This is a genomic window from Curtobacterium sp. MCBA15_007, assembly GCF_001864905.1.
In the GTDB taxonomy this organism is placed as follows: Bacteria; Actinomycetota; Actinomycetes; order Actinomycetales; family Microbacteriaceae; genus Curtobacterium; species Curtobacterium poinsettiae.
The window spans coordinates 68,582-93,568 of the sequence record NZ_MJGM01000024.1 but is presented as its reverse complement, the minus strand read 5'-3'; the positions used below and the strand labels follow the sequence as shown (position 1 = coordinate 93,568).

The window sequence follows — 24,987 nt, the reverse complement described above, 5'->3', positions numbered from 1 at the left end:
CCGGCCGACGTCCCGCCGCTCGTCAAGGTCCGGACGGTCAGCTCCGACGGCTCCGACCTCGACCGGTTGGCGCGGGCGAACCAGATCGTCGACGACCTGATCCACGACGAGCGCGACATGACCTCGGCGGTGAGCGCCCTCGTCGCGGTGCTGCGGATGCCGCCACGCTGGCCCACGTGGCTCGCCGACGTGGGGCTGTCGATCCTGGGCACCTCGATCGCGATGCAGGCCGGCGGCGGGTGGCGAGCGGGCATCGGAGCGTTCGTGCTGATGTTCGGGATCATCCTGTCGGGGCGCTGGCTGACCGGCCGCGGCTACCCGCAGTTCTTCGTGTCCGGGGCGCAGGGGGCGGTGGCGTCCGTGATCGGCACCCTCGCGATCGGCGCGGGTGTGCTGCACCCGGCCGGCGCCGCGACCATGGTGGCGGCGCTGGTGGTCCTGCTCCTGCCGCACGTCGCGCTCGTGACCTGGGCCCAGGACGCGATCTCCGGGTTCCGGGCGATGGCGGTCGCCCGCGCGTTCTACATCGGGCTGGTCATCGCGGCGATCGTGGTGGGGGTGCCCGCCGGGATCGCGATGACGAAGTGGCTGCACCTCGAGGTCGACCCGTCCGGCATCGTCACGCAGACGCTGCCGTTGTGGGCCTCGCTCTCGCTCACCGTGGTGTCGGCCGGGGCGAACTGCTTCGTGCAGCAGGCCAGCGCGCGGGTGATCCCCGTCACCGTGGTGTTCTCGGTCGCCGCGGGTGCGTCGCTGTGGGGGCTGCGGCAGCTCGGCCTGCCGCTACTCGGTGCGACGTTCCTGGCGGCGGTCCTGCTCGGCGTGCTGTCGACCTACGCGGCGGTCCGGATGCGGACGGCCGTGGCGGCGATCGCGGTGCCGGCGTTCTGCGGAGCGCTCCTGCCCGGTGTCGCCGTGTCCGACGCCCTGCTGAACTTCATGTCCGGTTCGTCGAGCGCGGCCCTCGACTTCGTGGCGGCGGTGTCCGTGGCGCTGGGGATCGGCGCGGGCCTGGTGCTCGGTGGGCTCTTCGCGACACCGGGTGCCCGGCGAGCACTCCGACGCACCCGTCGGGTCGTCGTGCACTCCGTCCACAACGACACCAGGGCACTGCGGGTCATCCGGGACACCGGGTACGACCCCGGCGACGGGTCGGTGCCGCGCGGGTCGCGGAGCGGTGGTGCCGGCGGCGCGTCGTGAGCGCGGCGGGGTGCACTCGGCGCTTCGTGAGCGCGGCGGGGTGCGCTCGGTGAGCAGAAGACGTCGGGTGCGGTCGTCGCACCCGACGTCTTCTGCTCACTAAACGGGCTCGGTCGACGTCAGCCGGCGTCCGAGACCGCGCTCGACACCGCGGTCGGGGCGTCGTACTCGCCGTCCGGGATCGCGCGGAGCGCCTCGAGGACGTCGTCCGGAGCACCCTCCTGCTCGGCGGTGGAGACCACGTCGTCCTTCGAGGCCGGGTAGTCGATGCCGCTCAGGTACTTCTGGACCTGGATGGGGTTCGGTGCTGCCATGTCGGTTCCTTCCGTCGGGTTACGACACCCGGGGTACCCGCGGTGCGCTGCACGACGACGCAAGGAACGCGCTCCGTGGACGAACCGCCGGTCAGAGTTCCCAGCTGCCCGAGTCGTCGTCGTCCCACATCGCCAGACGGCGGGCGGCCTGCGGCTCGTACCGCTCCATCCAGCCGCGCTCGAGCCGGGCGACGGCGCGGTCGAACGCCGCCACGAGGTCGAGCTCGGCACGCAGCAGGGCCTGCAGCTGCAGCCCCTCGTACAGCGCGATGAGATGCTCGGCGCCGCCGAACGCACAACGCCGGGGCACCAGCACCCCGGTACGGGTGGCGGCACAAGGGGGGACAGACCCGGACGTCGAGCCGGTTCGCGGCCGTCCGTGCGACCATGCGGGCATGACCCCGAACGACCCCACAGCCCAGGGACTCGCCACCATGGCCTCCGCCGGGTTCGAGTTCGGCGGCGATCCCGACCAGGTGGCGCACGACGTCCGGGCCATGTGGGAGCAGCTCGGCCGGCCCGTCGGCGCCTTCGAGGCGGCGGCTCGGGCCATCGCGGTGCTCCCCCAGCGCCCCGAGGTACCGATCGCCGACCAGGCCCGGCGCCGCGCCTTCGAGCAGGCGATCGGCATCAACCCCGTCGAGGTCGAGCTGGCCGCCGCGATGTCCGCGCGCGAGCTCCTCGAGCGGATGGCACGCTCCGTCACCTGCTGACGCGACCAGACGCCGTCGACCCGACCACACGGACGACGGGAGGCGCGGTGCCCACCGGCACCGCGCCTCCCGTCAGAGTCCTGTCAGAACAGGCGCCCTACGGCGTCGGCATCCCGCCGTCGACGTGCAGCGTCTCGCCCACGACGTACGACGACTCACCGCTCGCCAGGAACACGTACGCCGGCGCGAGCTCTGCCGGCTGGCCCCAGCGACCCAGGTAGGTCTGCTCGCCCGCGCTCGGCAGCGCCTCGGGCGGCTGGCCGCCGGCCGGCTGCAGCGGCGTCCAGATCGGGCCGGGAGCGACCGCGTTCACGCGGATCCCCTTCGGCGCGAGCTGCGCGGCCAGGCCCTTGGCCATGTTGTTCACGGTCGCCTTCGTGGCCGCGTAGTGCACCAGGTGCGGCGACGGAGCGTACGCCTGGATCGACGTCGTGTTGATGATCGTGGAGCCGGGCTGCAGGTGCGGCACGGCTGCCTTCGTGATCCGGAACGTCGCGTAGGCGTTCGTCTTGAAGGTCTCGTCGAACTCCTCGTCGGAGATCTTGGTGATGTCGTCGACGTTCTGCTGCTTGCCGGCGTTGTTCACCAGGATGTCGAGGCCGCCGAGCTGCTCGACGGCGTCGGCCACGAGCTGCTCGCAGACCTGGAGCGAGGTGATGTCGCCCGGCAGCGCGACGGCCTTGCGGCCGGCTGCCTCGATCAGGCTGACGATGCGGTCGGCGTCCTCCTGCTCCTCGGGCAGGTACGAGATCGCGACGTCCGCACCCTCACGGGCGTAGGCGATGGCGACGGCGGCACCGATGCCGGAGTCGCCACCGGTGACGAGCGCCTTGCGGCCGGTCAGACGACCCGAGCCCCGGTAGGTGTCCTCACCGTGGTCGGCGGGGACGTTCTGCGCCATCTCCGCGTCGGTGCCGGCACCCTCGAGGTACTGCTCGTCGGGCTTCTTGTCGGCGTACATCTTCGTGGGGTCCTGCATCACGTACTGGTCAGGCCCGGTCTGGTCGTTCTGCTGGTCCGTCATGCCGCCGACGGTACGCAGGGGGTCGCTGCGGGCCGTCCAGGAGGCTGTCCCCCGGTGCGCGGAGCGGCCTGCGCCCGCCGTCCGCTCCGGTCCGGGGCCGCAGGTGCGTGATCCTCGTTTGTCACGGTCCGGTGACGGGCCGGCCCCGATTCGGTAACACCTGTCGTTCTGCCCCGACCGAGGTCGTACCGTCGAACGGTGACTCCTCGGACCCTGCTGGCGCTCGGCGCCGCCGTGCTGGCCTTCTCGGCCGGTGCGCTCGCGTTCGACGGCACCACCGGGCTCGGCGTCGACGTGGCCGTCGCTGCCGAGACCTCGCACGACGCCGCTCCGGTCCACGTGACGAACGCGGACCTCCGCCGTGTGGACTCGATCGAGCTCGACGCCGAGGCCCTGGTGCTCCGAGACGGCGACGACACCGTCGTCGAGTCCTCGATGCGCGACTCCGGCCTGACCGTGAGCGTGCTGAACCGGCTGCTCGGCACCCCGTCGCGGACGCAGACGGCCGAGGGCGACGGCGGGGCGTGCTTCCCCGCGGGCACCACGTACACCTGGGGCGGCGCCGTCCGCGTGGCAGCCCTGACGACCGACGCCGCGGCCGGCAACGCCGTCGAGATCCGGGTGTTGCGCGACGCGGTCCGCAGCACCTTCGGCAGGCAGATCGAACTGACCGGCCCGGACGGCGTCCGGGTGGGCGACGACATCGGGGACGAGATCGCCGACGCGCCCCGCTCCGAGCGCGTCTCCTTCGGATCGGACGACTCGCGTGCCTGGCAGCTCCTGCTCCGCGAAGGGTGGGCGGACCGGCACCACGACGACGGTGACGACCACGAGTCGGGCAAGCGCACCGACGATGCCGGGACCAACGGGGTCTCCGCGCTGACGAACGAGACGACCGTCACGGTGCTCGGTTCACCGATGCCCGTCCACGCGCAGCGCAGCTGCTGACAGCGAGCAGAGCGCAGCTGCTGAACCGGTTCAGACCCGCAGGGTCGTGATCACCGGGAAGTGGTCGCTGGCGAACCAGGTCTCGGGGCCGTCGTGGTCGATCACCACGCGGTCCACGGCGTTGATGCCCCGGGTGAGCACCCAGTCGATCCGCTCGGCCGAGTCGACCGGCGGCTGCCAGTCGTTGAACGTGGCGGTGCGGTCGGACGGGTCACCCGCAGCCAGCCAGGCGTCTTCGAACCCGGCTTCGGCGAACACCCGCGATGCCGTGCCGGTGCCCGCGGGTTCGTTGCAGTCCCCGGCGAACACGACCGGCCCGGTGGTGCCGGCCAACCGTTCGGCGATGAGCGCGGCGCTCCGGCCCCGGACCTCGTCACCGTGCGGTCCGGGCTCGTGGTCCAGATGTGTGGTGAGCAGGGTGAACGCGGGACCCTCGGCGTCGAGGAACCGGGCGTGGTTCGCGATCCGCGGGTACAGGCTGCCCCAGGTGTTCGAGACGGGCTCGTCCGGGGTGTCCGACAGCCAGAACGACCCCTCGTCGGACGGGCGGAAGCGGTCGCGGCGGTAGAAGACGGCCGCGTGCTCGCCGGCGTCGCCGCCCTCGCGCCCCTGCCCGACGTCGGCGTGGTCCGGCAGACCGGCACGCAGGTCGTCCATCTGGTGGGCGAAGGCCTCTTGCACGCACAGCACGTCGGGGTCGTGTCGACGGATGACGTCGAGCACGACCGGTAGTCGGGCCGGCCAGTCGTGCGCGGGGTCCGGGTTCTTGATGTTGTAGGTCATCAGGACGATCGGGCGTGCGGCGCTGGTCACTCCACGAACCTACCGACCGGTCCCCCGGCGGGTTCCCATCAGTTGATGCAGGTGCCCTCGGTGCCGTAGTTGTGCACGTCGGTCGACTTGGGCGTCGGTTCCTTCGCGGGCTTCTTCGTCGGCTTCGAGCCCGAGCCGCCGGTCGCCGGCGTCGAGGCCCCGGCGCTCGGCTCGGTCGCGACCGGCTTCGCGGTCTTGCCGTCGGTGCCGAGCACCAGGGTGACACCGGTCACGCTGGCGGTGCGGACGGCGACGGCGCCGGGGACCGCGGACACGACGGCCTTCGCCTGCGCCTCCTGGCCGGCGGGGTACTGCACCTGCGTCGTCTTCGTCGTCGCGGACGAGCCGGCCGGCGGGACCTGGAAACCGCGGGCGGTCAGGACCTGGCCGGCCGCGGTCGCAGCACCCTCGACCCCGCTGCCGTTCAGCACGGTGACCGAGGTGTTCGCGGGCTGCGCGCGGCGGGCCTTCGTGTACGCCTCGGGCTGCCCCACCAGGCCCTGCACGAACGCGGGCAGTCCGACGGTGTCGACCTCGACGATGGACAGCGGCGAGCCGTTCACGTAGATGGTCGGGGTGCCGAGGGTCGGGATCGTGGCCGACTGGATGTTGCCGGGCCGCAGGTTGCGCATCTGCGAGGCGAGGTCGATCAGGTCGGTGTCGGTCTGGATCGATCCACCGACGGCCTTGAGGATGTTGCCCATCTTCACGGGGTTGAGCAGCGTGCCGGCCGACGTGACCTTCCGTGCCTCCTGCGACAGGAAGTACTGCTGGCGCACGTTGCGGTCCAGGTCGCCGTTCGGCAGGCCGTGGCGCTGGCGCACGAAGGACAGCGCCTCCTTCGCGTTCAGCGAGGACTTGCCCGCGGGCAGGTTGACGCCGGAGTAGGGGTCGTTCGTCGCCTGGTTCAGGCAGACCTCGACCGGTCCGAGCTCCTTGACCACCTGGTAGAAGCCGAGCAGCGAGACGCGGACGTAGTGGTCGATCTGCAGGCCGCTCAGGTTCTCGATGGTCTTGATGAGCATCTTCGCACCGCCGGTGTCCCCACCGCCGTTGAGCGTGCCGTAGTAGAAGGCGCTGTTGAGCTTGCCCTTGCCGACGTCGGGGATGTCGACGTACGAGTCACGGGGGAACGAGATCATCGTCGCCTGGCTGCCGTCGGCGCTGATGTGCAGCACGATCATCGTGTCGGTGTTCGTCGCACCGCCGTCGTCCTGGGTGCTGAGTTCGGCGAGCTGCTCCGGGGTGGCGTTGTCCGGACGGTGGTCGTCGCCGACGAGCAGGATGTTCTGCGCCTTGCCGTCGACGTCGTCCTTGGTGTCCTTCTTGCCGGTGATCGCGTTGACGATCGTGACGCCGTCGGACAGCTGGTTGTACGCGTAGCCCGCGTACCCGACGCCCAGCAGGAGGGCCATCGTGAGCACCCCCGCGACGGCCGGGAACACCACGCCCGCCCGACGCTTCTGGCGCCCGTGGCGCGGCGTCGCGGCACCGCGGCGCGCGGGCTCGGTCGTCTGCTCGGGTTCGTTGCTCACCGGGAAACCATAACCGGCGAGTGGACGGACGACATGGGATGCGCCTGGAAGGTCACCCCGTAGTGGCCGTCACCACCTGAGTGACGGAACGGTGTCCGCGGTGCTGCCACGGGCCTCCTGTCCGTCACCGGTCACGCTCGTGACGCTAGTCGCGCGACGGGAGCAGGTGGATCGCCTCCATGGCGAGCTCGGCGGCGATCGGGTCCTTCGCGACGACGGCGTCCTTGAGCTTCGTCAGCTCGGGCAGGATCACGTCGGCCGGCAGGAGCTCGGCGAGCTCCGGCACGCGGAGCTTGAAGGAGAGCCCGTCCGTGGTCGACGCGCAGAGCTGCACGAGCGACGGGTTGCCGCACGCGTCAGCCCACATCGCGTAGATGCCGGCACCGTCACGCGCGACCTTGTCCTGCTCGTCGGCGCTCACCCGCGCGTGCACGTCGTCGAGCATCTTCACGATCTTCTTGCGCTGCGCGTCCGTGAACCGGGGCACCGCGAGCCGCACGACGCCGCCGTAGATCACGCCGAGGGTGCGGTACGCGTCGAGGAGTTCTTCCTTCGTCGGCGCCGCGACCCGGGTGTAGCGGTTCGGCGCCATCTCGATGAGGCCGGCACGGGCGAGTTCGGCGAGGGCTTCGCGGATCGGTGTGCGGGACACCCCGAGCCACGCGATGAGGTCGTCGTCGTTGAGCCGTTCCCCGGGTTCGAGCGTGCCGTCCATGATGGCGTCGCGGATCTTGTCCTGCACCGTGTCACGGAGGAGCTTGCGCTCTGCGGCGGGCTGCGTCGAGGGAACTGGCATGGGCCTAGCGTGTCACATGTCAGGGCGCGTGCGCGAGAGGCGCGAGGGCCACCAGGCCCGGTGCCCGAGGTCGTACGCCAGTGCCGGCACGAGCAGCGACCGGACCACGATCGTGTCGAGCAGCACGCCGAACGCGACGACGAACGCGATCTGCGCGAGGAACAGGATCGGGATGACGCCGAGGGCCGCGAACGTGGCGGCCAGCACGACGCCGGCGGACGTGATCACCCCGCCGGTCACCCCCAGGCCGCGCAGGACGCCCTCGCGCGGACCGTGGCGCAGTGCTTCTTCGCGCACCCGGGTCATGAGGAAGATGTTGTAGTCGACGCCCAGGGCCACCAGGAACACGAACGAGTACAGCGGCACGCTCGGGTCGGCGCCCGGGAAGTGGAACACGTGGTCGAAGACGAGAGCACCGACACCGAGGGCCGCCGCGAACGAGACGATCACGCTGCCGATCAGGACGAGCGGTGCGACGACACTGCGGAGCAGGAGCATCAGGATCAGCAGGATCACGACGAGCACCACGGGGATGATGAGCGTGCGGTCGCGGATGCCGGTGTCGTTCGTGTCGACCGCCGTCGCGGTGACGCCACCGACGATCGCGCCCGGGTCGACCCGTTCGACGGCGGTGCGGAGGTCGCGGACGGTCTGCTCGGCGGCGTCGGAGTCTGCGGCGTCCGACAGGGTCGCCTCGAGCAGGACGTCGCCGCGGGAGACGGTCGGCGCGGCGCTGCCTGCGGTGTCCCCGGTCACCGGGACGGTGCCGGCGGGGCTGTCCTTCGCCGCGGCCACGACACCGTCGACCCCGTCGACCGCCGTGATCGCGTCGACGAGCTGGTCGAGGTCCCGCTCGGCGCCGATCACCTGCGCGGGGCTGCCGGAGCCGCCGGGGAAGTGGTCGGCCAGCACGTCCTGCCCGTCGCGTGCCTGGGACGACCCGATGATCAGGTCGCTCTGCGGCACACCGTCGGCCTTGAGCCCGAACAGGCCGGTGCCCATCGCGAGCAGTCCGACCGTGCAGACGATCCACACCACCCGCGAACGACGGGCGACGAGCCGGCCGACGCGTGCCCAGACACCTCGGGCGTCGGGGCCGGTGAGCACGGGGTGGGCGCTGCCGTGCACGGGACGGAGGGGCCAGAACGCCGCACGGCGGAACGCGAGCAGCAGCGCGGGCAGGAGCGTCAGGGCGGCGAGCAGGCTGAACGCGATGCCGATGGCGGCGACGGGGCCGAGCGCCTTGTTCGAGTTGAGGTCGGACAGCAGCAGGCAGAGCACCCCGACGATCACCGTGCCGCCCGAGGCCAGGATCGGCTCGAGGCTCCCGCGCAGCGCGGCCTTCGTCGCGTCCCAGCCGGTGCGGTGGTCACGCAGGGCCTCACGGAAGCGCGCGGTGTACAGGAGCGCGTAGTCGGTCGCGGCACCGATCACCAGGATCGACAGGATCCCCTGCACCTGCCCGTTGACCGTCACGATGTCGGCCTTGGCGAGCCACCAGACCACGAGGATCGAGGCACAGAGGGCGAACGTGGCGGTCCCGAGCACCAGGACCGGGAGCAGGGGGGATCGGTAGACGATGATCAGGATCACGAAGACCGCGGCGAGCGCCACCCCGAGCAGCAGCCCGTCGATGCCGGCGAAGGCCTCGGTCAGGTCGGCGGTGAACCCGGCCGGACCGGTGACGTACCCGCGCACACCGGACGGCAGCGCATCGTCCACGTCGGCCCGGACGGCTTCGACCGCGGCGCCGGTCTCGGCGTCCTGGGTGAGCGTCGCGACGATCTCGACCGCATCGCCGTCCTCGCTCGGGATCACCGGGCTGACGGCCTCGACGTCCGCGCGGTCGGACAGCGTCGTGGTGAGCGCCTTCGCGTCGGCGAGGTCGGTCGAGGTCAGTCCCCCGTCACGCTCGAGGACGATGATCGCGGGTGCCCCGGACTCGTCGCGGAACTCCGAGGACCGCTCCTGCACCTTCGTGGCGTCGGCGGAGGCGGGCAGGAACGAGGTCTGGTCGTTGGTGGAGACCTCGGAGATCTTGCCGAAGAACGGACCGCCGACCGAGGCGATGCCGAGCCAGACCACGATGACGAGCGCGGGGAGGACGATGCGGAGGAAGCGGGACACGTCGGCGAGCGTACACCGATCGTCAGCATGCTGATTACTTGACGATCGCGCGCACCGCCCACCGTAGAATCACGACATGGAGGACACGACCGAGCAGTGGCCCCTCGGACGACTGCTGTCCGCGGCCGCACGCTCCGTCGAGCGGGACTGGGACGAACGACTCCGGGCCATCGGGCTCTCGCACGCCGCGGTGGTCGCGATCGACATCCTCATCAGGACCGGCCCGACCGGCGCCGACACCATCGCCCGCACGGCCCGGGTCCAGCCGCAGACGATGTCCCGCACCCTCGAGCGGATGGAGCGCGACGGCCTGGTCGAGCGCACCCCGCACGCCGCGGACCGTCGCCGCCGCGTGGTCCGCGTGACGCCGGCCGGCCGGTCGGCCTGGGAGACCGCGCGGCACATCGAGCGCGAGGTCCTGCCCGAGGACGCCGCCCTGCGGGTCGCGCTTCGCGAGGTCCTGGCGAAACCACAGCAGGACTGAAACGCTGTACTTGAAATACCACATGCGATAAGATCCTCGGGTCGGTTGCTCGCCGACCCGAACCCGCAGGAGTCCCCCGCATGTCCGAACGTCGCGCGGCCCGGGCGGCCGCTGACCACGCCCACCGCACCGCCATCCGCAGCACGCGCCGGCGACGGCCCTTCCTGGTCGCCCTGGTGGCGACGCTCGGCTCACTCGTCGGCATCGCCGTCGTGGTCGCCGTCGTCGCGAGTGTCTTCGTCGGCGGGCTCGCGCGGAGCTTCGACGCCGGTCGTGACACCATCGCCGACCCGTTCCCCGACGGTGCACGGCCCAGCGCCACGGGCGGCGAGAACATCCTGCTCATCGGGTCCGACGCCCGCGCACAGGGCGGCCCCGAGGGTGCACGGCCCGAACTCGGCGGGCGGTCGGACACGCTGATGCTCGCGCACGTCCCCGCCGATCGACAGCACGTGTACCTCATGTCGATCATGCGTGACTCGTGGGTCGAGGTCCCCGGACACGGGCGGGCGAAGATCAACGCCGCGTACTCCTGGGGCGGGGTCGCCCTCACCACCCAGACCGTCGAACAGCTCCTGGACGTCCGGATCGACCACGTTGCCGAGATCGACTTCGCCGGGTTCGAGGACATGACCGATGCCCTCGGCGGCGTCACGGTCGACTCACCCGTGGCGTTCTCGGCGCGGGGCCACGACTTCACCACCGGGGCGAACCGGCTCGACGGGGCCGCCGCGCTCGCCTTCGTCCGGGAGCGCTACGCCTTCGCCGACGCCGACCACACCCGCGTCCGCAACCAGCAGGCGTTCATGCGCGGCGTCGTGGACGGGCTGCTGTCCCGCGACACCGTCACGAACCCCGGGCGCATCCAGGACTTCGTCACCGCGACGAGCGAGCACCTGTCGGTCGACGCGGGCCTGTCGTTCTCACGACTGGTCGGACTGGGCTGGTCGCTCCGGGGCGTCGGAGCAGACGACCTGGTGACCTTCACGGTGCCGACCGCGGGCTCCGGCACCTCGCCGGACGGGCAGTCGATCGTCACGCTGAACGGGCTCGAGGTCTCCTCGCTGTCCCAGGCGCTCCGCTCCGACGACGTCGCCGGCTGGCTCACCGACAACCCGCAGTAGCCCCCGCCTCGCGCACGACGACGCCCCACGACTCGAGGTCGTGGGGCGTCGTCGTGTTCGGTCTGCGGAGAGATCAGGCGGGGAGCTGGAGCTCCTGGCCGGAGTAGATCAGGTTCGCGTCGTCGATGGTCGACGTGTTCGCGGCCCAGAGCTGCTTCCAGCCGCCCTCGATCTTGAGCTTCGTCGCGATCGTGTCGAGCGTGTCACCCGAGGCGATCGTGTACGTCTTGCCGCTCGTCTTGACCGGGGCCGGCTTGCTCGGCGTGGTCGCTGCCGGGGCCGGCGTCGACTCGGTGGTGCTCGGCGCGGCCTGCTGCGGGGCAGCCTGCTCGGCGGGGGCCGGAGCCGGAGCCGCCGGCTGCGGGGCGGCCTGCTCGGCCGGAGCCGGAGCCGGCGCGGGCGCCGGCGCGGCCGCTGCGGGAGCCGCACCGCTGGTGCCGCTCAGTCCGAGCTGGGCGGAGCATGCGGGCCAGGCACCCCAGCCCTGCGAGGCGAGGACGCGCTCGGCGACGGCGATCTGGGCCTCGCGGCTGGCGGAGGCGGGGTTGCCAGCGCCACCGTTCGCCTGCCAGGTGCCGAGGTTGAACTGCAGGCCGCCGTAGTAGCCGTTGCCGGTGTTGATGGCCCAGTTGCCGCCGGACTCGCACTGCGCGAGCTGGTCCCAGGTCGAACCGGACGCTGCGTTCGCGGGGGTTGCCGCGAGGCCGACACCGGTCGCGGCGATGCCGGCGAACGCCAGGCCGCCGACGATGGTGCGGGTACGGGAAAGCTTCTTCATGTGATTGCTCCACCGGGGTCACGAGCCGCATCTGCTGCGGGATCCACTGCCCACCCCGACCGATCGCGGTCAGTTGTGGGGTGCGCCACCGGGGGCAGTGGTCATCGGGCCGGCGGCACCTCGGTCGGCAACCATAGGAAACTCTTCACCGTTATCAAACTGAGACAAACGGTTCTACCCGTTCATGCTATGTACCCCTGGCGGAAACCTGTACGCCTCGATTCCCATGGCCATGGTCATCGACCCGTACCCGGGTACGTCACCTTGGCAATTCCCTGGCAATGACGACCGGGAGGCCCGGATCACGCCCGCGACAGGAGCGTGACGGCCTCGAGATGGCCGGTCTGCGGGAACATGTCGAGCACCCGGGCCCGTCGGAGCCGGAACGACGGCATGCGGGCCAGGTCCTTCGCCAGGGTCACCGGGTTGCAGCTCGAGTAGACGACGTGCTGCACGTCCGACTCCTCGAGCCAGGTCGACAACCGCTCGCCGATCCCGCGACGCGGCGGGTTCACCACGACGAGTTCGGGCACCGCATCCGGACGGGTCCGGAGGGCGTGCTCCGTGGCGTCGTCGGCGGCGAACCGGACGCCCTCGAGCCCGGCCTCACGCGCCGACTGCTTCGCCGAGCGGATCGCCTCGGCGCTCGACTCGATGCCGGTCACCGCGCGGCCGGGACGAGCGGCGTGCAGCGCGAACCCGCCGACGCCGCAGTACAGGTCCCACATCGACGCGGGATCGAGTTCGTCGATCCAGGTCGAGGCCTGCGCGTACAGCTCGGTCGCGACGCCGGTGTTCGTCTGGAAGAAGCTCTGCGGCCGCAGGTGCATCGTGATCCCGCCGAGGCGCATCGGCAGGGTCTCCTGCTCGGTGAGCACGACCTCGCGGTCGCCCTCGGTGACGGCCTTGTGCTCGGGCAGCAGGTTGGCGGTCACGACGACCGCGTTCGGCAGCGCGGCGCGCAGGGTGTCGAGGTGCTGTCGGAGTCGCGGCAGCTGCCCCTCCGAACGCAGCACGAACCGGATCATCAGCTCGCCGTCGGGCGACTCGGTGACCAGGACGTACTTCAGCTCACCGCGGCGTGCGGCGACGTCGTACGGGATCAGCCCCGCGGTGGTGACGAACCCGGCCAGGACGGGCAGCGCGTGCCGGATGCCGGGGGTGCAGATCCCGCAGTGCCGCAGGTCGACCCCGCGCTGCCGGTGGTCGAGGATGCCGACGGTCGGGTGCTCGACGGACCCGCCGACGACCATCTTCGCCTTGTTCCGGTACCCCGACTCCGGGCTCGTGATCGCCGGTGACCAGGAGACCGCACCGGGACCCCCGGCGGCCTCGACGGCGTCGTGCAGGAGCTCGCGCGTCCGGAGTTCCTTGTCGAGGACCTGGTCGGCGTAGGGCTGGCCCATGAGCGTGCACGACCGGCACACCCCGCGGTCGAAGTAGTCGCACTGCATGGCCGAGTCAGGATACGGCAGCGTCCCGCGTCGTCGTGACGATCCGGTACACCGAGGTCGTCGCCGTCAGGAAGAGCGTCGTGCCGTCGTCGCCACCGAAGCACAGGTTCGACGTGACCTCGGGGACGGCGACCTCGCCGATGCGTGCCCCGGCCGGGTCGAACACGACGACGCCGCGGTGGGACGACGACCAGACGTTGCCGTGCACGTCGACCCGGATGCCGTCCGGCGCGCCTTCGCCCGGCTCGAGCCGCGCGAACACCCGACCGTTCTTCAGCAGGTCGCCCCGGCGGTCGTACGCGCGGATGACCGGCTCGTCGCCCGACGAGCTCGCGATGTACAGCACCCGCTCGTCCGGGTCGAACGCCAGGCCGTTCGGCTCGTCGAGGTCGGTCGCCACGGGCCGCAGGTCCTCGCCCGCCGGTCCGCACCGGAACACCCAGTGGTCGCCGTACTCGCGGACGCCGGGGTGTCCCTCGCGCGGCTGGGTGATGCCGTAGGCGGGGTCGGTGAACCAGACACCGCCGTCCCGCGCGACGACGACGTCGTTCGGGGAGTTGAACCGGACGCCGTTCCACGTGTCGACGATCGGTGTGACGACCCCGTCGCGGTCACGCTCCACCCGGCGCAGGCCGTGCGAGCACTGCACGACGCTGCCGTCGCGGTCGAGCGTGCGGCCGTTGGTGAACTCGACACCGTCGGCGTACACCGAGGTCTCCCCGGAGTCGGCGTGCCACTGCAGGATCCGGTCGCCGGGGATGTCGGACCACCGCAGCGTCCGCGTGGTCGGGATCCAGCAGGGACCCTCGGCCCAGGTGCTGCCGGTGGCGATGCGGTCGAGCGCGTCGGGGTCCGGCACGAGGTCGTCGAGCAGCACGGGTTCTCCTTCGAACGGGGTGCCCACACTACTTTCCTCAGGCTGCGGCGGCGGCCTCACTGCGCCGTCGGACGGCCTTCTCGATCGCGGAGATCGCGAAGCCGAGCAGGATCGACGCCACGACGGCGACGGTCGTGACGAGGAAGGGCTGCTCGCGGCTCCAGCGCCCGGTGGCCGCGGCGATGCCGACGCAGTACGCGGCCCACACGACGTCGGCGAGCACGCAGCTGACCAGGAAGCGCCGGAGGTCGAGCCCGCTGTCCGCGCCGACCAGGTTCGTCGTCAACCGGCCCATCGGGATGAAGCGTCCGAGCACCGCGATGCGCCCGGGAGCGGCGCGGTAGCGGCCGTCGATGGCGTCGCGGGCCGCGCGGACCTTCGGACGCGCGAACCAGGACCGCGAACCGAGGTCGACGGAGCGCGCCAGGTGGTACAGCCCGAGGTCGCCGAGGACCATGCCGATCGACGCCGCGACGACGAGGAAGAGCACCGGCAGGAGCCCACCGTCGCCACCGACCAGGAGCGTGCCGATCGCGACGACGAGTGCCTGGCTGGGGAGGAAGACCGCCACGCTGCCGACGGCGAGCACCAGGCCGACCACGAGGAAGGCCCACGGGGTGCCGACGAGCTGGACGACCAGGTCCTGTGCTGCGTCCACGACTCACCCTCCACGGGCACCGGAGGGAGCGCACCGGCCTCCATCTTCGCAGGTCGGCGGCGCGCCGCTCACGTCCGGTCGACGATCGCCCGCATCGCCGCGGCCGCGTCGTCCGGGCGTCCGTCCACCACGGCACCGGCGAGCGCGAGGTGGAGGCCGACGTCGTGCCGGTCCGGACGGATGCTCCCGCGTTCCAGCAGGACCTGGCCCACGACCCGGTGCAGGCGTCGGTACAGCGTGTTGCCGGACAGGTCGAGCACGAGCGCGTGGAGCCGCACGTCCGCGGTCACGAAGTCGGGGCGGTCGTCGCGGGTCGCGGCGGCCGCGAGCTCGTCCGCGGTGGTGCGGAGCGCCTCCCGTCGGTCCGCACAGGCGTCGAGCGCCGCTCGCCGGGCTGCCGCGGCGGCCGCGGCGGGTTCGACCGCCGCGCGCAGCTCGCGGAGTTCGACCGCGACCCGGTCGCCGTCCGGGCCCCGCAGGCGCCACCGCACCACGCGCGGGTCCAGGACGTCCCACCGATCCGCATCGAGGACGGTGACGCCGACCCGGCGCCTGGCGGTGAGCAGGCCGAGGGCGACGAGGACACGCACCGCCTCGCGGACGATGCTGCGACTGGCACCCGTCCAGGCCACCAGGTCGTCGACGCTCCGGCGGCTCCCCGCGGCCAGGGTGCCGGAGACCACGGCGTCACCGACCTGGTCGAGGACCCGATCGAAGGTGCTCGTCACCGCTGGGAGACCGGCGACAGCACGAGCTCGTCCACGCGGACGTGAGCCGGCGCCCCGAGCACGAAGGCGACGGTCCGCCCCACGTCCTCCGGCTGGAGCATGCGCTGGCGGGCGGCCGCGTCGGGGACCTCCGGCCGCTGGTCCAGGAAGTCCGTCGCGACGTCGCCCGGGCACAGGTGTGTGGCACGCACGCCGTGCTCGGCCTCCTGCTGGTTCAGGCTCCGGACGACCGATCCGAGCGCGGTCTTGCTCGCCGAGTACGCCACGCCGGCCCCGGGCTGGAAGGACCACCCGGCGTACGAGGACACGACGACCACGACACCGCCGGACGAGCGGAGTGCCGGCAGCGCGGCGTCCACGACGGTGACGGCCGCGGTGAGGTTCGTGTCCACGATCGCCCGGAAGTCGGTCAGCGACTGGTCGTCCCACCGGCGTCGCGGGGCGTTGAGCCCGGCCGCCAGCAGGAGTCCGTCGAGCCGGCCGTGCCGCTCGAGCACGACGTCACGTGCGGCGGCCACGGCTGCGGGGTCGTTCGCGTCGAGGGGCAGGACGTCCGCGGTCCCGCCGGTTGCCCGGATGGCGCCTGCGACCTGCTCGAGTCGGTCCGCGCGACGCCCGCTCAGCACCACGGTCCAGCCGTCCCGTGCCGCCGCCTCGGCACCCGCGGCCCCCATGCCGCTGCCCCCACCCGTGACCCAGAGCACACGCTGATCCGTCATGCTCGAATAGTATGCCTATTCAAGGCACCGACGACGGGAGCAACGATGCACCTCGACCTGACCGACCGCGTGGTCGTCGTGACCGGCGCAGCGCGAGGGATCGGCCGCACGCTCGCCGACCGTTTCGTCGACGAAGGGTGCCGCGTCGTCGCACTCGACCTGGCCTTCGAACCGGACTTCCCGCTCGAGCACGTCGTGTGCAACGTCGCCGAACCGCAGTCCGTGCGCGACGCCGTGGACGAGGTCGTCAGGCGGCACGGCACGATCGACGTCCTGGTGAACAACGCCGGCATCAACGTCACGGGCACGGTCGCCGAACTGCAGTGGGACGCCTGGCGCCGCTGCATGGACGTCAACCTCGGTGGCACGTTCCTGATGAGCCAGGCCGTCGCACCGGTGATGCAGGCGGCCGGGCGCGGTCGGATCGTCAACGCCGCGTCGTTCGCGGCGATCGTGCCGAGCGTCGGGAGCGCGGCCTACGCGGCGTCGAAGGCCGCGGTCGTCTCGTTCACCCGGGTCCTGGCGTCCGAGCTCGGCCCGTGGGGGATCACCGTGAACGCGTACGCACCCGGCATGGTGCCGACGGCGATGAACGGCTTCGCGACGATGCCGACCGAGGCACAGGACCGTCTGCTGGACACGCTGTCACTCCGCCGGTGGGAGACTCCGGACGACGTCGCCGACCTGCTCGTCTTCCTGGCGAGCGACGCCTCGGGGTACATCACGGGCACCCTGCTCGACGTCTCCGGCGGCAAGCTCGCGACCCAGATCCCCGCCCGCGCACACGGTCGGACCTGAGCGGACTGCTGTCCGGCCGCACAGGTTCTCCACATGGCTCGCTTCGTAAGCTGTGAGAGCCCAGTGAGCCGGACTGCCGCCCGACCCCGAGGAGGTGCCCGATGGTCTTCGTCCTCGTCGCGTTCGCGATCGTCGCCCTGATCGTCCCCGCACTGACCCCCGTCCTCGGGCGCCGCGTCTTCTTCGTCGCAGCCCTCGCCCCCGCCGCCGCCGCGGTGCTGACGATCGCCCAGACCGACGCCGCCCTGCACGGCAGCGTCGTCGAACGGCACCAGTGGGTCCCCCAGCTCGACCTCGACGTCACGCTGCGGATGGACGCCCTGTCGTGGGTCCTCGCCCTCGTGGTGTCGATCGTCGGCGCGTTGGTGCTGGTCTACTGCGCCTCGTACTTCGAGCGGGACGAACCCGGGCTCGGTCGGTTCGCCGGGGTCCTGACCGCCTTCGCCGGCTCGATGTACGGGCTCGTGATCGCCGACGACGTCATCGTGCTGTTCGTCCTGTGGGAGGCCACGACGGTCTTCTCCTACCTGCTCATCGGGCACGACGCCGCGAAGCGCGCCAGCCGTGCCGCCGCCATGCAGGCGCTCGTGGTGACCACCGCCGGCGGCCTGGCGATGCTCGCGGGTCTCGTGATGCTCTCGGTCGCAGCGGGTACGACGTCGCTGTCCGGGATCGTCGCCGACCCCCCGAGCGGCACAGTCGTCTCGGTGTCGGTGGTCCTGGTGCTGCTCGGAGCACTGACGAAGTCGGCGATCGTGCCGTTCCACTTCTGGCTGCCCGCCGCGATGGCCGCGCCCACCCCGGTCAGCGCGTACCTGCACGCCGCGGCGATGGTGAAGGCCGGCATCTACCTGGTGGCCCGGCTCGCCCCCGCGTTCGCGCTGCTCGACGGCTGGCGCGAGACCATCACGCTGCTCGGTGTCGCCGGGATGCTCGTCGGTGGGTACCGGGCGCTGCGCCAGACCGACCTGAAGCTCCTGCTCGCCTACGGCACCGTGGCGCAGCTCGGGTTCCTGGTGCTCGCCGCCGGATGGGGCGCCCCCGCGGTCGCCCTCGGCGGGGTCGCGCTGCTCGTGGCGCACGCCGCCTTCAAGTCCACGCTCTTCCTGGTCGTCGGTGCGATCGACCACGTCGCCGGCACGCGCGACCTCGGTCGGCTCAGCGGACTCGGCCGTGCCCGCCCGTGGCTGGCGGTCGTCGCGGTGCTCGCGCTGGTGTCGATGGCCGGGATCCCGCCCACGATCGGGTTCGTCGCGAAGGAAGCCGTGCTGACCGGCTTCACCGAGTCGCTGCACGGCCCCGACGCCGGCTGGGCGTGGTTCGCCCTGGTCGGCGTGACCGTCGGCTCGGTGCTCACCGTGGCGTACTCGCTGCGCTTCCTGTGGGGCGCCTTCGCCCGGAAGCCCGGCGTCGCGACCACCGAGCCGCACGCCCTGCACGGCCTCGCCGTCGTCCCCTCGGTCCTCGCGCTCACCGGCCTCGCCCTCGGCCTGCTCACCCCGGTGGTCGCGCACGGCATCGAGCCCGCTGCGACGACCGCGGCGCTCGGCGGCGAAGCGGTCCCGCACCTCGCGCTCTGGCACGGCCTGGAGCCCGCGCTCGGCCTGTCCGCGATCACCCTGGTCGGCGGCCTCGCACTGTTCGCCCTGCGCCGACCGGTCGAGGCGATCCAGCACCGGCTCGCCGGGTTCCCGAGCGCCGCGGGCACGTACCGGCACGGGATGCGGCTGCTCGACCGCGGAGCGACCGGGCTCACCGCGAGCCTGCAGCGCGGCTCGCTCCCCTACTACCTGACGGTGATCCTGTCGGTGTTCGTCGCCGGGGCGCTCGCCAACCTGGTGCTCGGTGGTCCGTGGGAGTTCCACGTCCGCTTCGCCGACTCGTGGGGCCAGATCCCGGTGATGATCGTGATGTCGATCGCCGGCGTCGCGGTGCTCACGGCGAAGACCCGGTTCGCCGCCGCCGTCCTGGTCGGCGTCACCGGCTACGGCCTCTCGGTGCTATTCGTCCTGCACGGCGCCGTCGACCTCGCCCTGACGCAGCTCGTGGTCGAGACCGTCACCCTGATCGCCTTCGTCCTGGTCCTGCGCCGACTGCCCCCGCGCATCGCGACGACGAACCCGTCGCGGTTCCGCATCGTGCGGGCCCTGTTCGCCGGGCTGGCGGGGCTGACGCTCGCCATCGTCGTCGTCGTCGCTGCCTCGGCCCGCACCGCGCGTCCCCTCTGGCCGGACCTGCCCGCGCTGACGAGCTCGTTCGGGCACGGTCTCAACGTGGTGAACGTCGCCCTCGTCGACCTGCGCGGCTGGGACACCCTCGGTGAACTCACCGTCGTGGTCGCCGCGGCCACCGGTGTCGCGAGCCTGATCTTCGTGAACTCGCGCGAGGACACCCTGCCCCGGCTGCGCGACCTGCCGGAGACCCTGACCGCGAACGGCGAGCGCACCGACGGTGAGCCCCGCGCCTGGCTGCCGACGAGCGCCGCGATCCCGACCGGGCGTTCGGCCCTGCTCGACGTGGTCGTCCGGTTGCTGTTCCACGGCCTGATCGTGCTGTCGGTCTACCTGCTGTTCGCCGGGCACAACGCCGCCGGTGGCGGGTTCGCCGGTGGCCTGGTCGCCGGCATCGCGCTCGCGGCCCGCTACCTGGCCGGCGGACCGGCCGAACTCGGCGCCGCGGCCCCGGTGCGCGCCGGTCGCCTGCTCGGCCTGGGGGTCGCGACGGCCGCGATCACCGCGATCGTGCCGCTGTTCTTCGGCCGCGAAGCCCTGTACTCCGAGTTCTTCGAGGCCACCGTCCCGGTCCTCGGCCACGTCGAGTTCGTCACCGCAACGTTCTTCGACATCGGCGTGTACCTGGTCGTCGTCGGCCTGGTGCTCGACGTCCTCCGCAGTCTCGGGGCCGAGGTCGACCGGCAGCGCCTCGAGGACGCCTCGACCCCGACACGCGACACCACCGAGGAGTCCGTCGGCGACACCCTCGATGCCCCCACCCCGGAAGGGAGCGCCACGTGACCGTCACCCTCGTCCTCGTGATCGCCATGGCGGTGCTGTTCTCGTGCGGCGTCTACCTGCTGCTCGAACGCTCCCTGACGCGGATGCTCCTCGGCTTCCTGCTGCTCGGCAACTCGCTCAACCTGCTGCTGCTGGTGATGTCCGGTGCCGCGGGCGACCCGCCGATCGGCAAGAGCGCCGAGGGCATCACCGACCCGCTCCCCCAGGCGTTCGCCCTGACCGCGATCGTCATCACCTTCGCCGTCAGCGCGTTCCTGCTCGCCCTGATCCACCGGTCGTGGCAGCTGTCCCGTGCCGACGAGGTCGAGGTCGACGAGGCCGACGCCGCCATCGGCCGCGACCGCGACGAGCCGGCCGACGAGGACCCGGAGACCACCACCGACGCAGAACAGGAGGCGACCCGATGACCTGGCTCGTCCCGCTCCTCGTCCTCGTCCCGCTGCTCGGTGCCGCGGTCGCGCTCGGACTCCTCCGGCACCAGAAGCTCCAGCGCGCGATCACCGTCGTGGTGCTCGTCGTGGCCCTGGCCGTCGCCGCCACGCTCATGGTCCTGGTCGACCGGCACGGCACGATCGTGGTGCAGGTCGGCGGCTGGGACGCCCCGTACGGCATCTCGCTCGTCGTCGACCGGCTGAGCGCCCTGCTGCTCACCGTCAGTGCGAGCGTCCTGCTGCTCGTCCTGCTGTTCTCGATCGGGCAGGGCCTGGCCGCCGACGACGAGGACGCCCCGGTCACGATCTTCTACCCGACCTACCTGGTGCTCGCGGCGGGTGTGCTCGACTCGTTCATCGCCGGCGACCTGTTCAACCTGTACGTCGCGTTCGAGATGCTGCTGGTGGCGAGCTACGTGCTCATCACCCTGGGCGGCAGTGAACAGCGTGTCCGGGCGGGCACGACGTACATCGTCACGAGCCTGATCGCGTCGGCGATCTTCCTCGCCGCCATCGGCCTGGTCTACGGCGCCACCGGCACGGTGAACATCGCCCAGATCAGCGAACGCGTCGCCGACCTTCCGGAGCACGTGCAGCTGCTCCTGCACACGATGCTGCTGATCGGGTTCGGCATCAAGGCGGCGGTGTTCCCGCTGGCGTTCTGGCTGCCGGACTCGTACCCGACGGCCCCGGCACCGGTCACGGCGGTCTTCGCGGGCCTGCTGACGAAGGTCGGCATCTACGCGATCATCCGGCTCGAGACGGTGATCTTCCCGCGGCCACAGCTCAACGAGGTGCTGCTGGTGGTCGCGGCGCTGACGATGGTGGTCGGGGTGCTCGGCGCGGTGTCGCAGACGGACGTGAAACGACTGCTGTCCTTCACGCTGATCAGCCACATCGGCTTCATGGTGATGGGCGTCGGCCTCGGCACCGTCGCGGGCACGGCGGCCGCGGTGTTCTACACGGTGCACCACATCGTCGTGCAGACCACGCTGTTCCTGGTGTCCGGCCTGATGGAACGCGTCGGCGGGACGACCTCGACCCGGTCGCTCGGCGGACTGCTGAAGGCCGCACCACTGCTGGCCGCCCTGTACCTGATCCCCGCGTTCAACCTGGGTGGCATCCCGCCGTTCTCCGGCTTCATCGGCAAGCTCGGCCTGTTCCGCGCCGCCGCCGAGGACGGCTCCCCGATGGCCTACGTCACCATCGGCGCCGGCGTCGTCACATCGCTGCTCACCCTGTACGCGCTGATGCGGGTCTGGGACGCCGCCTTCTGGCGGCCGAAGCCCGCCGCCGAGGCCGCGGCCCCGCACGCGACGAGCGCCGAACCGCACGCCCACCTGCGGTCGCCGGAACCGGCGCCGCTCACCGTCTCCGAGGAGACGGGCGAGGCGTACCACCCGGGAGGCTCGGTGACGGTCACCGACGCACCGCACGCGGCCACCGCCTCCAGTCCGACCACCGGCGCGACCGAGGCGGTCGGCGAGGCCCCCGAGAAGGTGCGCCTGCCGCGCATGCTCGTCGGTGTGACGACCGTCGCGGTGCTCGGGTCCGTCGCCCTGACCGTCGTCGCCGGCCCGCTCTACGGCTACGCGACCCGCGCAGCGGAGTCGCTGGAGTCACCCGACCGCTACGTGCAGGCCGTGCTCGGAGGTGAGCGATGACCGACGTCCGCCGCATCTCGAACGCCAGGCGGATCGCCCTGGCGTGGCGCTACGACGTGCCCCTGGTCGCGGGGCTCACCGTGCTGTGGGCGCTGCTCTGGGGGTCGTGGACCCCGCTGACGCTGCTCTGCGGCATCGTCGTGGCGCTCATCGTCACCCAGGCGCTGCCGCTCCCGCCGGTCCCGTTGTCCGCACGGTTCTCGATCGTGCACGTGCTGCGGTTCCTGGTGGTGTGGTCCGGGCTGGTCATCGTGGCGTCGTTCCGGGTCGCCTGGGTCGCGTTCCGCCCGCGCGGTGTGCGGCGCAGCTCGATCACGCTCGTGCAGCTGCACTCCACGTCCGAGATGACCTTCACGCTCGCCACCCTCGCGGTCTCGCTCGTGCCCGGGTCGTACGTCGCCGACGTCGACCTGCGGCGCCGCCGGCTGCTGCTCCACGTGCTCGACACCGAGCGCCTGGAACAGGTCGACGACGAACGCCGGATGGCACTCCGGATCGAGGCCATGGTGATCCGTGCACTCGGGTCGAAGCAGGACGTCTCCGAGCTGTCCGAGCCGCTGCCGGAGGTGACCCGGTGAGCCCCGCCGTCGTGGTGATGGCCGTCGCCGTCGCGCTGGTGCTCGCGCTCCTGGGGGCGACGTTCGCCCTCGCGGTGTTCCGCATCGTGCGCGGTCCGACCATCCTCGACCGCATGATCGGCTCCGACATGGTGCTGACGACCGTGCTCGTGGTGATCGCCGCCGCGATGGTCGTCCGCCAGGACCTGACCGGCATCCCCGTGCTCGTGGTGATCTCGGCCACGAGCGTGTTCGCCACCGTCGCTGTCGCCCGGGCCGTCACCCCCTCGGCGGACCCGTCCGACGAGGGCCTGACCGCCACCACACCCGAGCGCGCCGAGGAGGACCAGTCGTGATCGAGATGATCGAGTCGTTCGTCGACGACGCCGGCCTCCGGGCCTGGATCGCCGTCGGGCTGTTGCTCGTCGGGTCCCTGCTGTCGCTCGGGGCAGGGGTCGGCATCGTCCGGTTCCCGGACCCGCTCGTCCGCCTGCACGCGATGGCGAAGCCGCAGGTGCTCGGGCTCGCCCTCGCGCTGGCCGCGATCGTCGTCGCGGTGTGGACGTGGACGGCGTTCTGGGTCGTCCTGCCGATCATGGTGTTCCAGCTGTTCCTGGTGCCGGTCTCGACGCACATGATCGCCCGCGCCGGCCTGCGAGCCGACGACTACCGGCACGAGGACCTGCTCGTCGACGACACGGAGTCCTAACGCAGGCACTTGACGGACGGGAGGCCCGTGGCGGCGTCGCCACGGGCCTCCCGTCCGTCAGGTGGTCACGTTCGCCGTCAGGCGGTCGCGACCCGGCGGGGCAGCAGCAGGTTGCCGACCGCGGCGACCACGACGATGGCGGCGGAGACCGCCGGCAGCAGCATCGCCGCTGCGGTGCCGTGCTGCTCGGCGACGTCACCCGCGATCGCGGAGGCGATCGACTGGCCGACGATGACCGCGGACCCGAGGATCGTCATGGTGGTGGCGGAGCGGCCGACGGGTGACCGGTCCGAGCCGAGGCTGTACTGGGCGACCAGGGTCGGCCCGATCCCGATGCCCATGACCGCGAGGATGACGCCCGCGGCGACGACGGAGTCGGCGCTGGCGAACGCGATCGCACCGCCGAGGAGCACGACACCGAAGACGAGCCAGCGCCAACCGAGGCCGAACGCCCGGGGGAACGCCGCCGACCCGAGCGCCAACCCGGCGGACCCGATGCCCATCAGGCCGTAGAGCAGACCGGCCTGCGAGGCCTCGCCGTGGGTCTCCATGAACGCGGTGAGCGAAGTGAGCGTCGAGCCGAAGAACAGGCCGATACCGAGGATGCCGACCACCACCACCACGAGTCGCGGGCGCAGGAGCTGCCGCGCGGGTGCCTGCGTCAGCTCCGCGTGCTGGCCGACCACGAGCTTGCCGGTCGGGTGCAGCGCGAATGCGGTGACGAACACGAACGTCAGGACCGAGGCGCCGGCGACGGCCACCCACGGCGCGATCGCGCTGGCGAGGATGCCGACCAGGAACGGCCCGATGATGAAGACGGTCTCGTCGGCGGCGGACTCGTAGGCCATGGTGCCGCTGAGGGTCTTCTCGCGCCGTGCCGGGGCCATCCGCTGGCCGATGATCGCGACGAGCCGCGTGCGGGACATCGGGGCGACCTGCGGGGCCGACGCACCGATGCAGAACGCGACCGCGAGGACCGCGAGGTCGGGCGCGGTGCCGCTGACGACGAACGGGAAGAACCCGAGCAGCGCCGCGTTCACCAGGCCGACGGGGACGAGCACCGCCCGCTGGCCGAAGCGGTCGGCCGCGGCGCCGACCATCGGGCCGAAGATCGCCGAGCCGATGCCGACGGCGGCGGAGTTGACGCCACCGAGGGCGACGGAGTCACGGGTGGCGACGACCAGTGTCAGGACGCCGACGACCATCATGGCGAACGGGAGCCGGGCGATGAACGCGACGGGGAAGTACCAACGGCCGGCGAGGGAGACGAGTGAGGCGTCGGCTGCGGCCGGAGTGGTGCCGGTGTCGCTGGTGGAACGGGTCTGGAGCATCGGGGTTGTGCCTTCTCGGCCCGACCCGGTTCGGCGGGGGCGGACCCATCGGGTGCCGCCGTTGTCCGCCGGGGAGCCGGCGGCCGGTAGATACACACTGCGTGTTCTGAACAGCGCCCATCGTACCAAGCGGGCGTCCGGGCCCCGGAGGAGTTCGGGCCGGGCTTGGTCCCGCCGGTCACGACACCCCG

26 protein-coding genes are annotated in these 24,987 nt (G+C 71.9%); 12 read left to right on the top strand and 14 right to left on the bottom strand.

Annotated elements, in window-relative coordinates; translation table 11 throughout:
* The coding region (locus BIU95_RS12030; RefSeq protein WP_071251765.1) for a threonine/serine exporter ThrE family protein at nt 1-1,200 on the top strand (1,200 nt) is incomplete at its 5' end.
* 119 nt (nt 1,201-1,319) lie between these two features.
* Here BIU95_RS12030 and BIU95_RS12025 read toward each other — a convergent pair.
* Nucleotides 1,320-1,514 carry a DUF2795 domain-containing protein gene (locus tag BIU95_RS12025; RefSeq protein WP_027467172.1) on the bottom strand — a complete coding sequence of 65 codons (195 nt, stop codon included), beginning with the start codon at nt 1,512-1,514 and terminating at the stop codon, nt 1,320-1,322.
* A 91-nt stretch (nt 1,515-1,605) separates the two neighbouring features.
* On the bottom strand, nt 1,606-1,824 hold the full coding sequence (locus BIU95_RS12020; RefSeq protein ID WP_139179767.1) for a hypothetical protein: 219 nt from the start codon (nt 1,822-1,824) through the stop codon (nt 1,606-1,608).
* A gap of 85 nt (nt 1,825-1,909) precedes the next feature.
* Between BIU95_RS12020 and BIU95_RS18300 the strand changes: the two genes are divergently transcribed.
* A complete protein-coding gene (locus BIU95_RS18300) occupies nt 1,910-2,227 on the top strand; it encodes a hypothetical protein (RefSeq protein ID WP_017887536.1) in 318 nt (105 codons plus the stop codon).
* 97 nt (nt 2,228-2,324) lie between these two features.
* Here BIU95_RS18300 and BIU95_RS12010 read toward each other — a convergent pair whose 3' ends face one another.
* Nucleotides 2,325-3,251, bottom strand: coding sequence for an SDR family oxidoreductase (locus BIU95_RS12010; RefSeq protein ID WP_042540542.1), 927 nt, complete (start codon nt 3,249-3,251; stop codon nt 2,325-2,327).
* Nucleotides 3,252-3,449: 198 nt separating this feature from the next.
* Here BIU95_RS12010 and BIU95_RS12005 point away from each other — a divergent pair, with 198 nt between their 5' ends.
* Nucleotides 3,450-4,199, top strand: coding sequence for a hypothetical protein (locus BIU95_RS12005; RefSeq protein ID WP_071251763.1), 750 nt, complete (start codon nt 3,450-3,452; stop codon nt 4,197-4,199).
* A gap of 30 nt (nt 4,200-4,229) precedes the next feature.
* Here BIU95_RS12005 and BIU95_RS12000 read toward each other — a convergent pair whose 3' ends face one another.
* The 4 genes from BIU95_RS12000 to BIU95_RS11985 form a co-directional block, all read right to left on the bottom strand.
* On the bottom strand, nt 4,230-5,012 hold the full coding sequence (locus BIU95_RS12000; RefSeq protein WP_052481908.1) for an endonuclease/exonuclease/phosphatase family protein: 783 nt from the start codon (nt 5,010-5,012) through the stop codon (nt 4,230-4,232).
* A 38-nt stretch (nt 5,013-5,050) separates the two neighbouring features.
* On the bottom strand, nt 5,051-6,547 hold the full coding sequence (locus BIU95_RS11995; RefSeq protein ID WP_017887540.1) for an LCP family protein: 1,497 nt from the start codon (nt 6,545-6,547) through the stop codon (nt 5,051-5,053).
* 145 nt (nt 6,548-6,692) lie between these two features.
* On the bottom strand, nt 6,693-7,343 hold the full coding sequence (locus BIU95_RS11990) for a GntR family transcriptional regulator (RefSeq protein ID WP_017887541.1): 651 nt from the start codon (nt 7,341-7,343) through the stop codon (nt 6,693-6,695).
* Nucleotides 7,344-7,355: 12 nt separating this feature from the next.
* A complete protein-coding gene (locus BIU95_RS11985) occupies nt 7,356-9,470 on the bottom strand; it encodes an efflux RND transporter permease subunit (RefSeq protein WP_071251762.1) in 2,115 nt (704 codons plus the stop codon).
* A gap of 76 nt (nt 9,471-9,546) precedes the next feature.
* Here BIU95_RS11985 and BIU95_RS11980 point away from each other — a divergent pair, with 76 nt between their 5' ends.
* Both BIU95_RS11980 and BIU95_RS11975 read left to right on the top strand, forming a co-directional pair.
* Nucleotides 9,547-9,954: a MarR family winged helix-turn-helix transcriptional regulator gene (locus BIU95_RS11980; protein WP_017887543.1), complete on the top strand. Its 408-nt coding sequence runs from the start codon at nt 9,547-9,549 to the stop codon at nt 9,952-9,954.
* 80 nt (nt 9,955-10,034) lie between these two features.
* On the top strand, nt 10,035-11,078 hold the full coding sequence (locus BIU95_RS11975; RefSeq protein ID WP_017887544.1) for an LCP family protein: 1,044 nt from the start codon (nt 10,035-10,037) through the stop codon (nt 11,076-11,078).
* Between the two features lie 73 nt (nt 11,079-11,151).
* Here the strand turns inward: BIU95_RS11975 and BIU95_RS11970 are convergent, their stop codons facing one another.
* The 6 genes from BIU95_RS11970 to BIU95_RS11945 form a co-directional block, all read right to left on the bottom strand.
* Nucleotides 11,152-11,856 carry a transglycosylase family protein gene (locus BIU95_RS11970; protein ID WP_017887545.1) on the bottom strand — a complete coding sequence of 235 codons (705 nt, stop codon included), beginning with the start codon at nt 11,854-11,856 and terminating at the stop codon, nt 11,152-11,154.
* 302 nt (nt 11,857-12,158) lie between these two features.
* Entirely contained in the window at nt 12,159-13,310 is a 1,152-nt protein-coding gene (rlmC, locus tag BIU95_RS11965; RefSeq protein ID WP_017887546.1) for a 23S rRNA (uracil(747)-C(5))-methyltransferase RlmC, read from the bottom strand.
* Between the two features lie 7 nt (nt 13,311-13,317).
* On the bottom strand, nt 13,318-14,214 hold the full coding sequence (locus BIU95_RS11960; protein WP_017887547.1) for an SMP-30/gluconolactonase/LRE family protein: 897 nt from the start codon (nt 14,212-14,214) through the stop codon (nt 13,318-13,320).
* Between the two features lie 10 nt (nt 14,215-14,224).
* Nucleotides 14,225-14,845 carry a DedA family protein gene (locus BIU95_RS11955; protein ID WP_017887548.1) on the bottom strand — a complete coding sequence of 207 codons (621 nt, stop codon included), beginning with the start codon at nt 14,843-14,845 and terminating at the stop codon, nt 14,225-14,227.
* 68 nt (nt 14,846-14,913) lie between these two features.
* Entirely contained in the window at nt 14,914-15,573 is a 660-nt protein-coding gene (locus tag BIU95_RS11950; RefSeq protein ID WP_017887549.1) for a FadR/GntR family transcriptional regulator, read from the bottom strand.
* Nucleotides 15,570-16,292: an SDR family oxidoreductase gene (locus BIU95_RS11945; RefSeq protein ID WP_071251761.1), complete on the bottom strand. Its 723-nt coding sequence runs from the start codon at nt 16,290-16,292 to the stop codon at nt 15,570-15,572. Before BIU95_RS11945 ends, BIU95_RS11950 begins: the two co-directional genes overlap by 4 nt.
* A 45-nt stretch (nt 16,293-16,337) precedes the next feature.
* On the opposite strand from BIU95_RS11945, the gene BIU95_RS11940 reads away from it, so the two are divergent.
* The 7 genes from BIU95_RS11940 (at nt 16,338) to mnhG (ending at nt 23,465) form a co-directional block, all read left to right on the top strand.
* On the top strand, nt 16,338-17,090 hold the full coding sequence (locus BIU95_RS11940; protein WP_071251760.1) for an SDR family NAD(P)-dependent oxidoreductase: 753 nt from the start codon (nt 16,338-16,340) through the stop codon (nt 17,088-17,090).
* 101 nt (nt 17,091-17,191) lie between these two features.
* Complete coding sequence (locus BIU95_RS11935) at nt 17,192-20,104, top strand: Na+/H+ antiporter subunit A (protein ID WP_056073230.1); 2,913 nt, start codon at nt 17,192-17,194, stop codon at nt 20,102-20,104.
* Nucleotides 20,101-20,511 (top strand): Na(+)/H(+) antiporter subunit C, encoded by a 411-nt coding sequence (locus BIU95_RS11930; RefSeq protein ID WP_017887553.1) that lies wholly within the window; start codon nt 20,101-20,103, stop codon nt 20,509-20,511. The genes BIU95_RS11935 and BIU95_RS11930 overlap by 4 nt, the downstream gene beginning before the upstream one ends.
* Nucleotides 20,508-22,199, top strand: a complete 1,692-nt coding sequence (locus tag BIU95_RS11925) for a Na+/H+ antiporter subunit D (protein ID WP_017887554.1) — start codon at nt 20,508-20,510, stop codon at nt 22,197-22,199. Before BIU95_RS11930 ends, BIU95_RS11925 begins: the two co-directional genes overlap by 4 nt.
* Nucleotides 22,196-22,777: a Na+/H+ antiporter subunit E gene (locus BIU95_RS11920; RefSeq protein ID WP_017887555.1), complete on the top strand. Its 582-nt coding sequence runs from the start codon at nt 22,196-22,198 to the stop codon at nt 22,775-22,777. Before BIU95_RS11925 ends, BIU95_RS11920 begins: the two co-directional genes overlap by 4 nt.
* Entirely contained in the window at nt 22,774-23,112 is a 339-nt protein-coding gene (locus BIU95_RS11915; RefSeq protein WP_083389355.1) for a hypothetical protein, read from the top strand. Before BIU95_RS11920 ends, BIU95_RS11915 begins: the two co-directional genes overlap by 4 nt.
* A gap of 5 nt (nt 23,113-23,117) precedes the next feature.
* A complete protein-coding gene (mnhG, locus tag BIU95_RS11910; protein ID WP_228499857.1) occupies nt 23,118-23,465 on the top strand; it encodes a monovalent cation/H(+) antiporter subunit G in 348 nt (115 codons plus the stop codon).
* A 77-nt stretch (nt 23,466-23,542) separates the two neighbouring features.
* On the opposite strand, the gene BIU95_RS11905 is transcribed toward mnhG, so the two are convergent.
* Nucleotides 23,543-24,796: an MFS transporter gene (locus BIU95_RS11905; protein ID WP_071251758.1), complete on the bottom strand. Its 1,254-nt coding sequence runs from the start codon at nt 24,794-24,796 to the stop codon at nt 23,543-23,545.
* Nucleotides 24,797-24,987 lie beyond the last annotated feature (191 nt).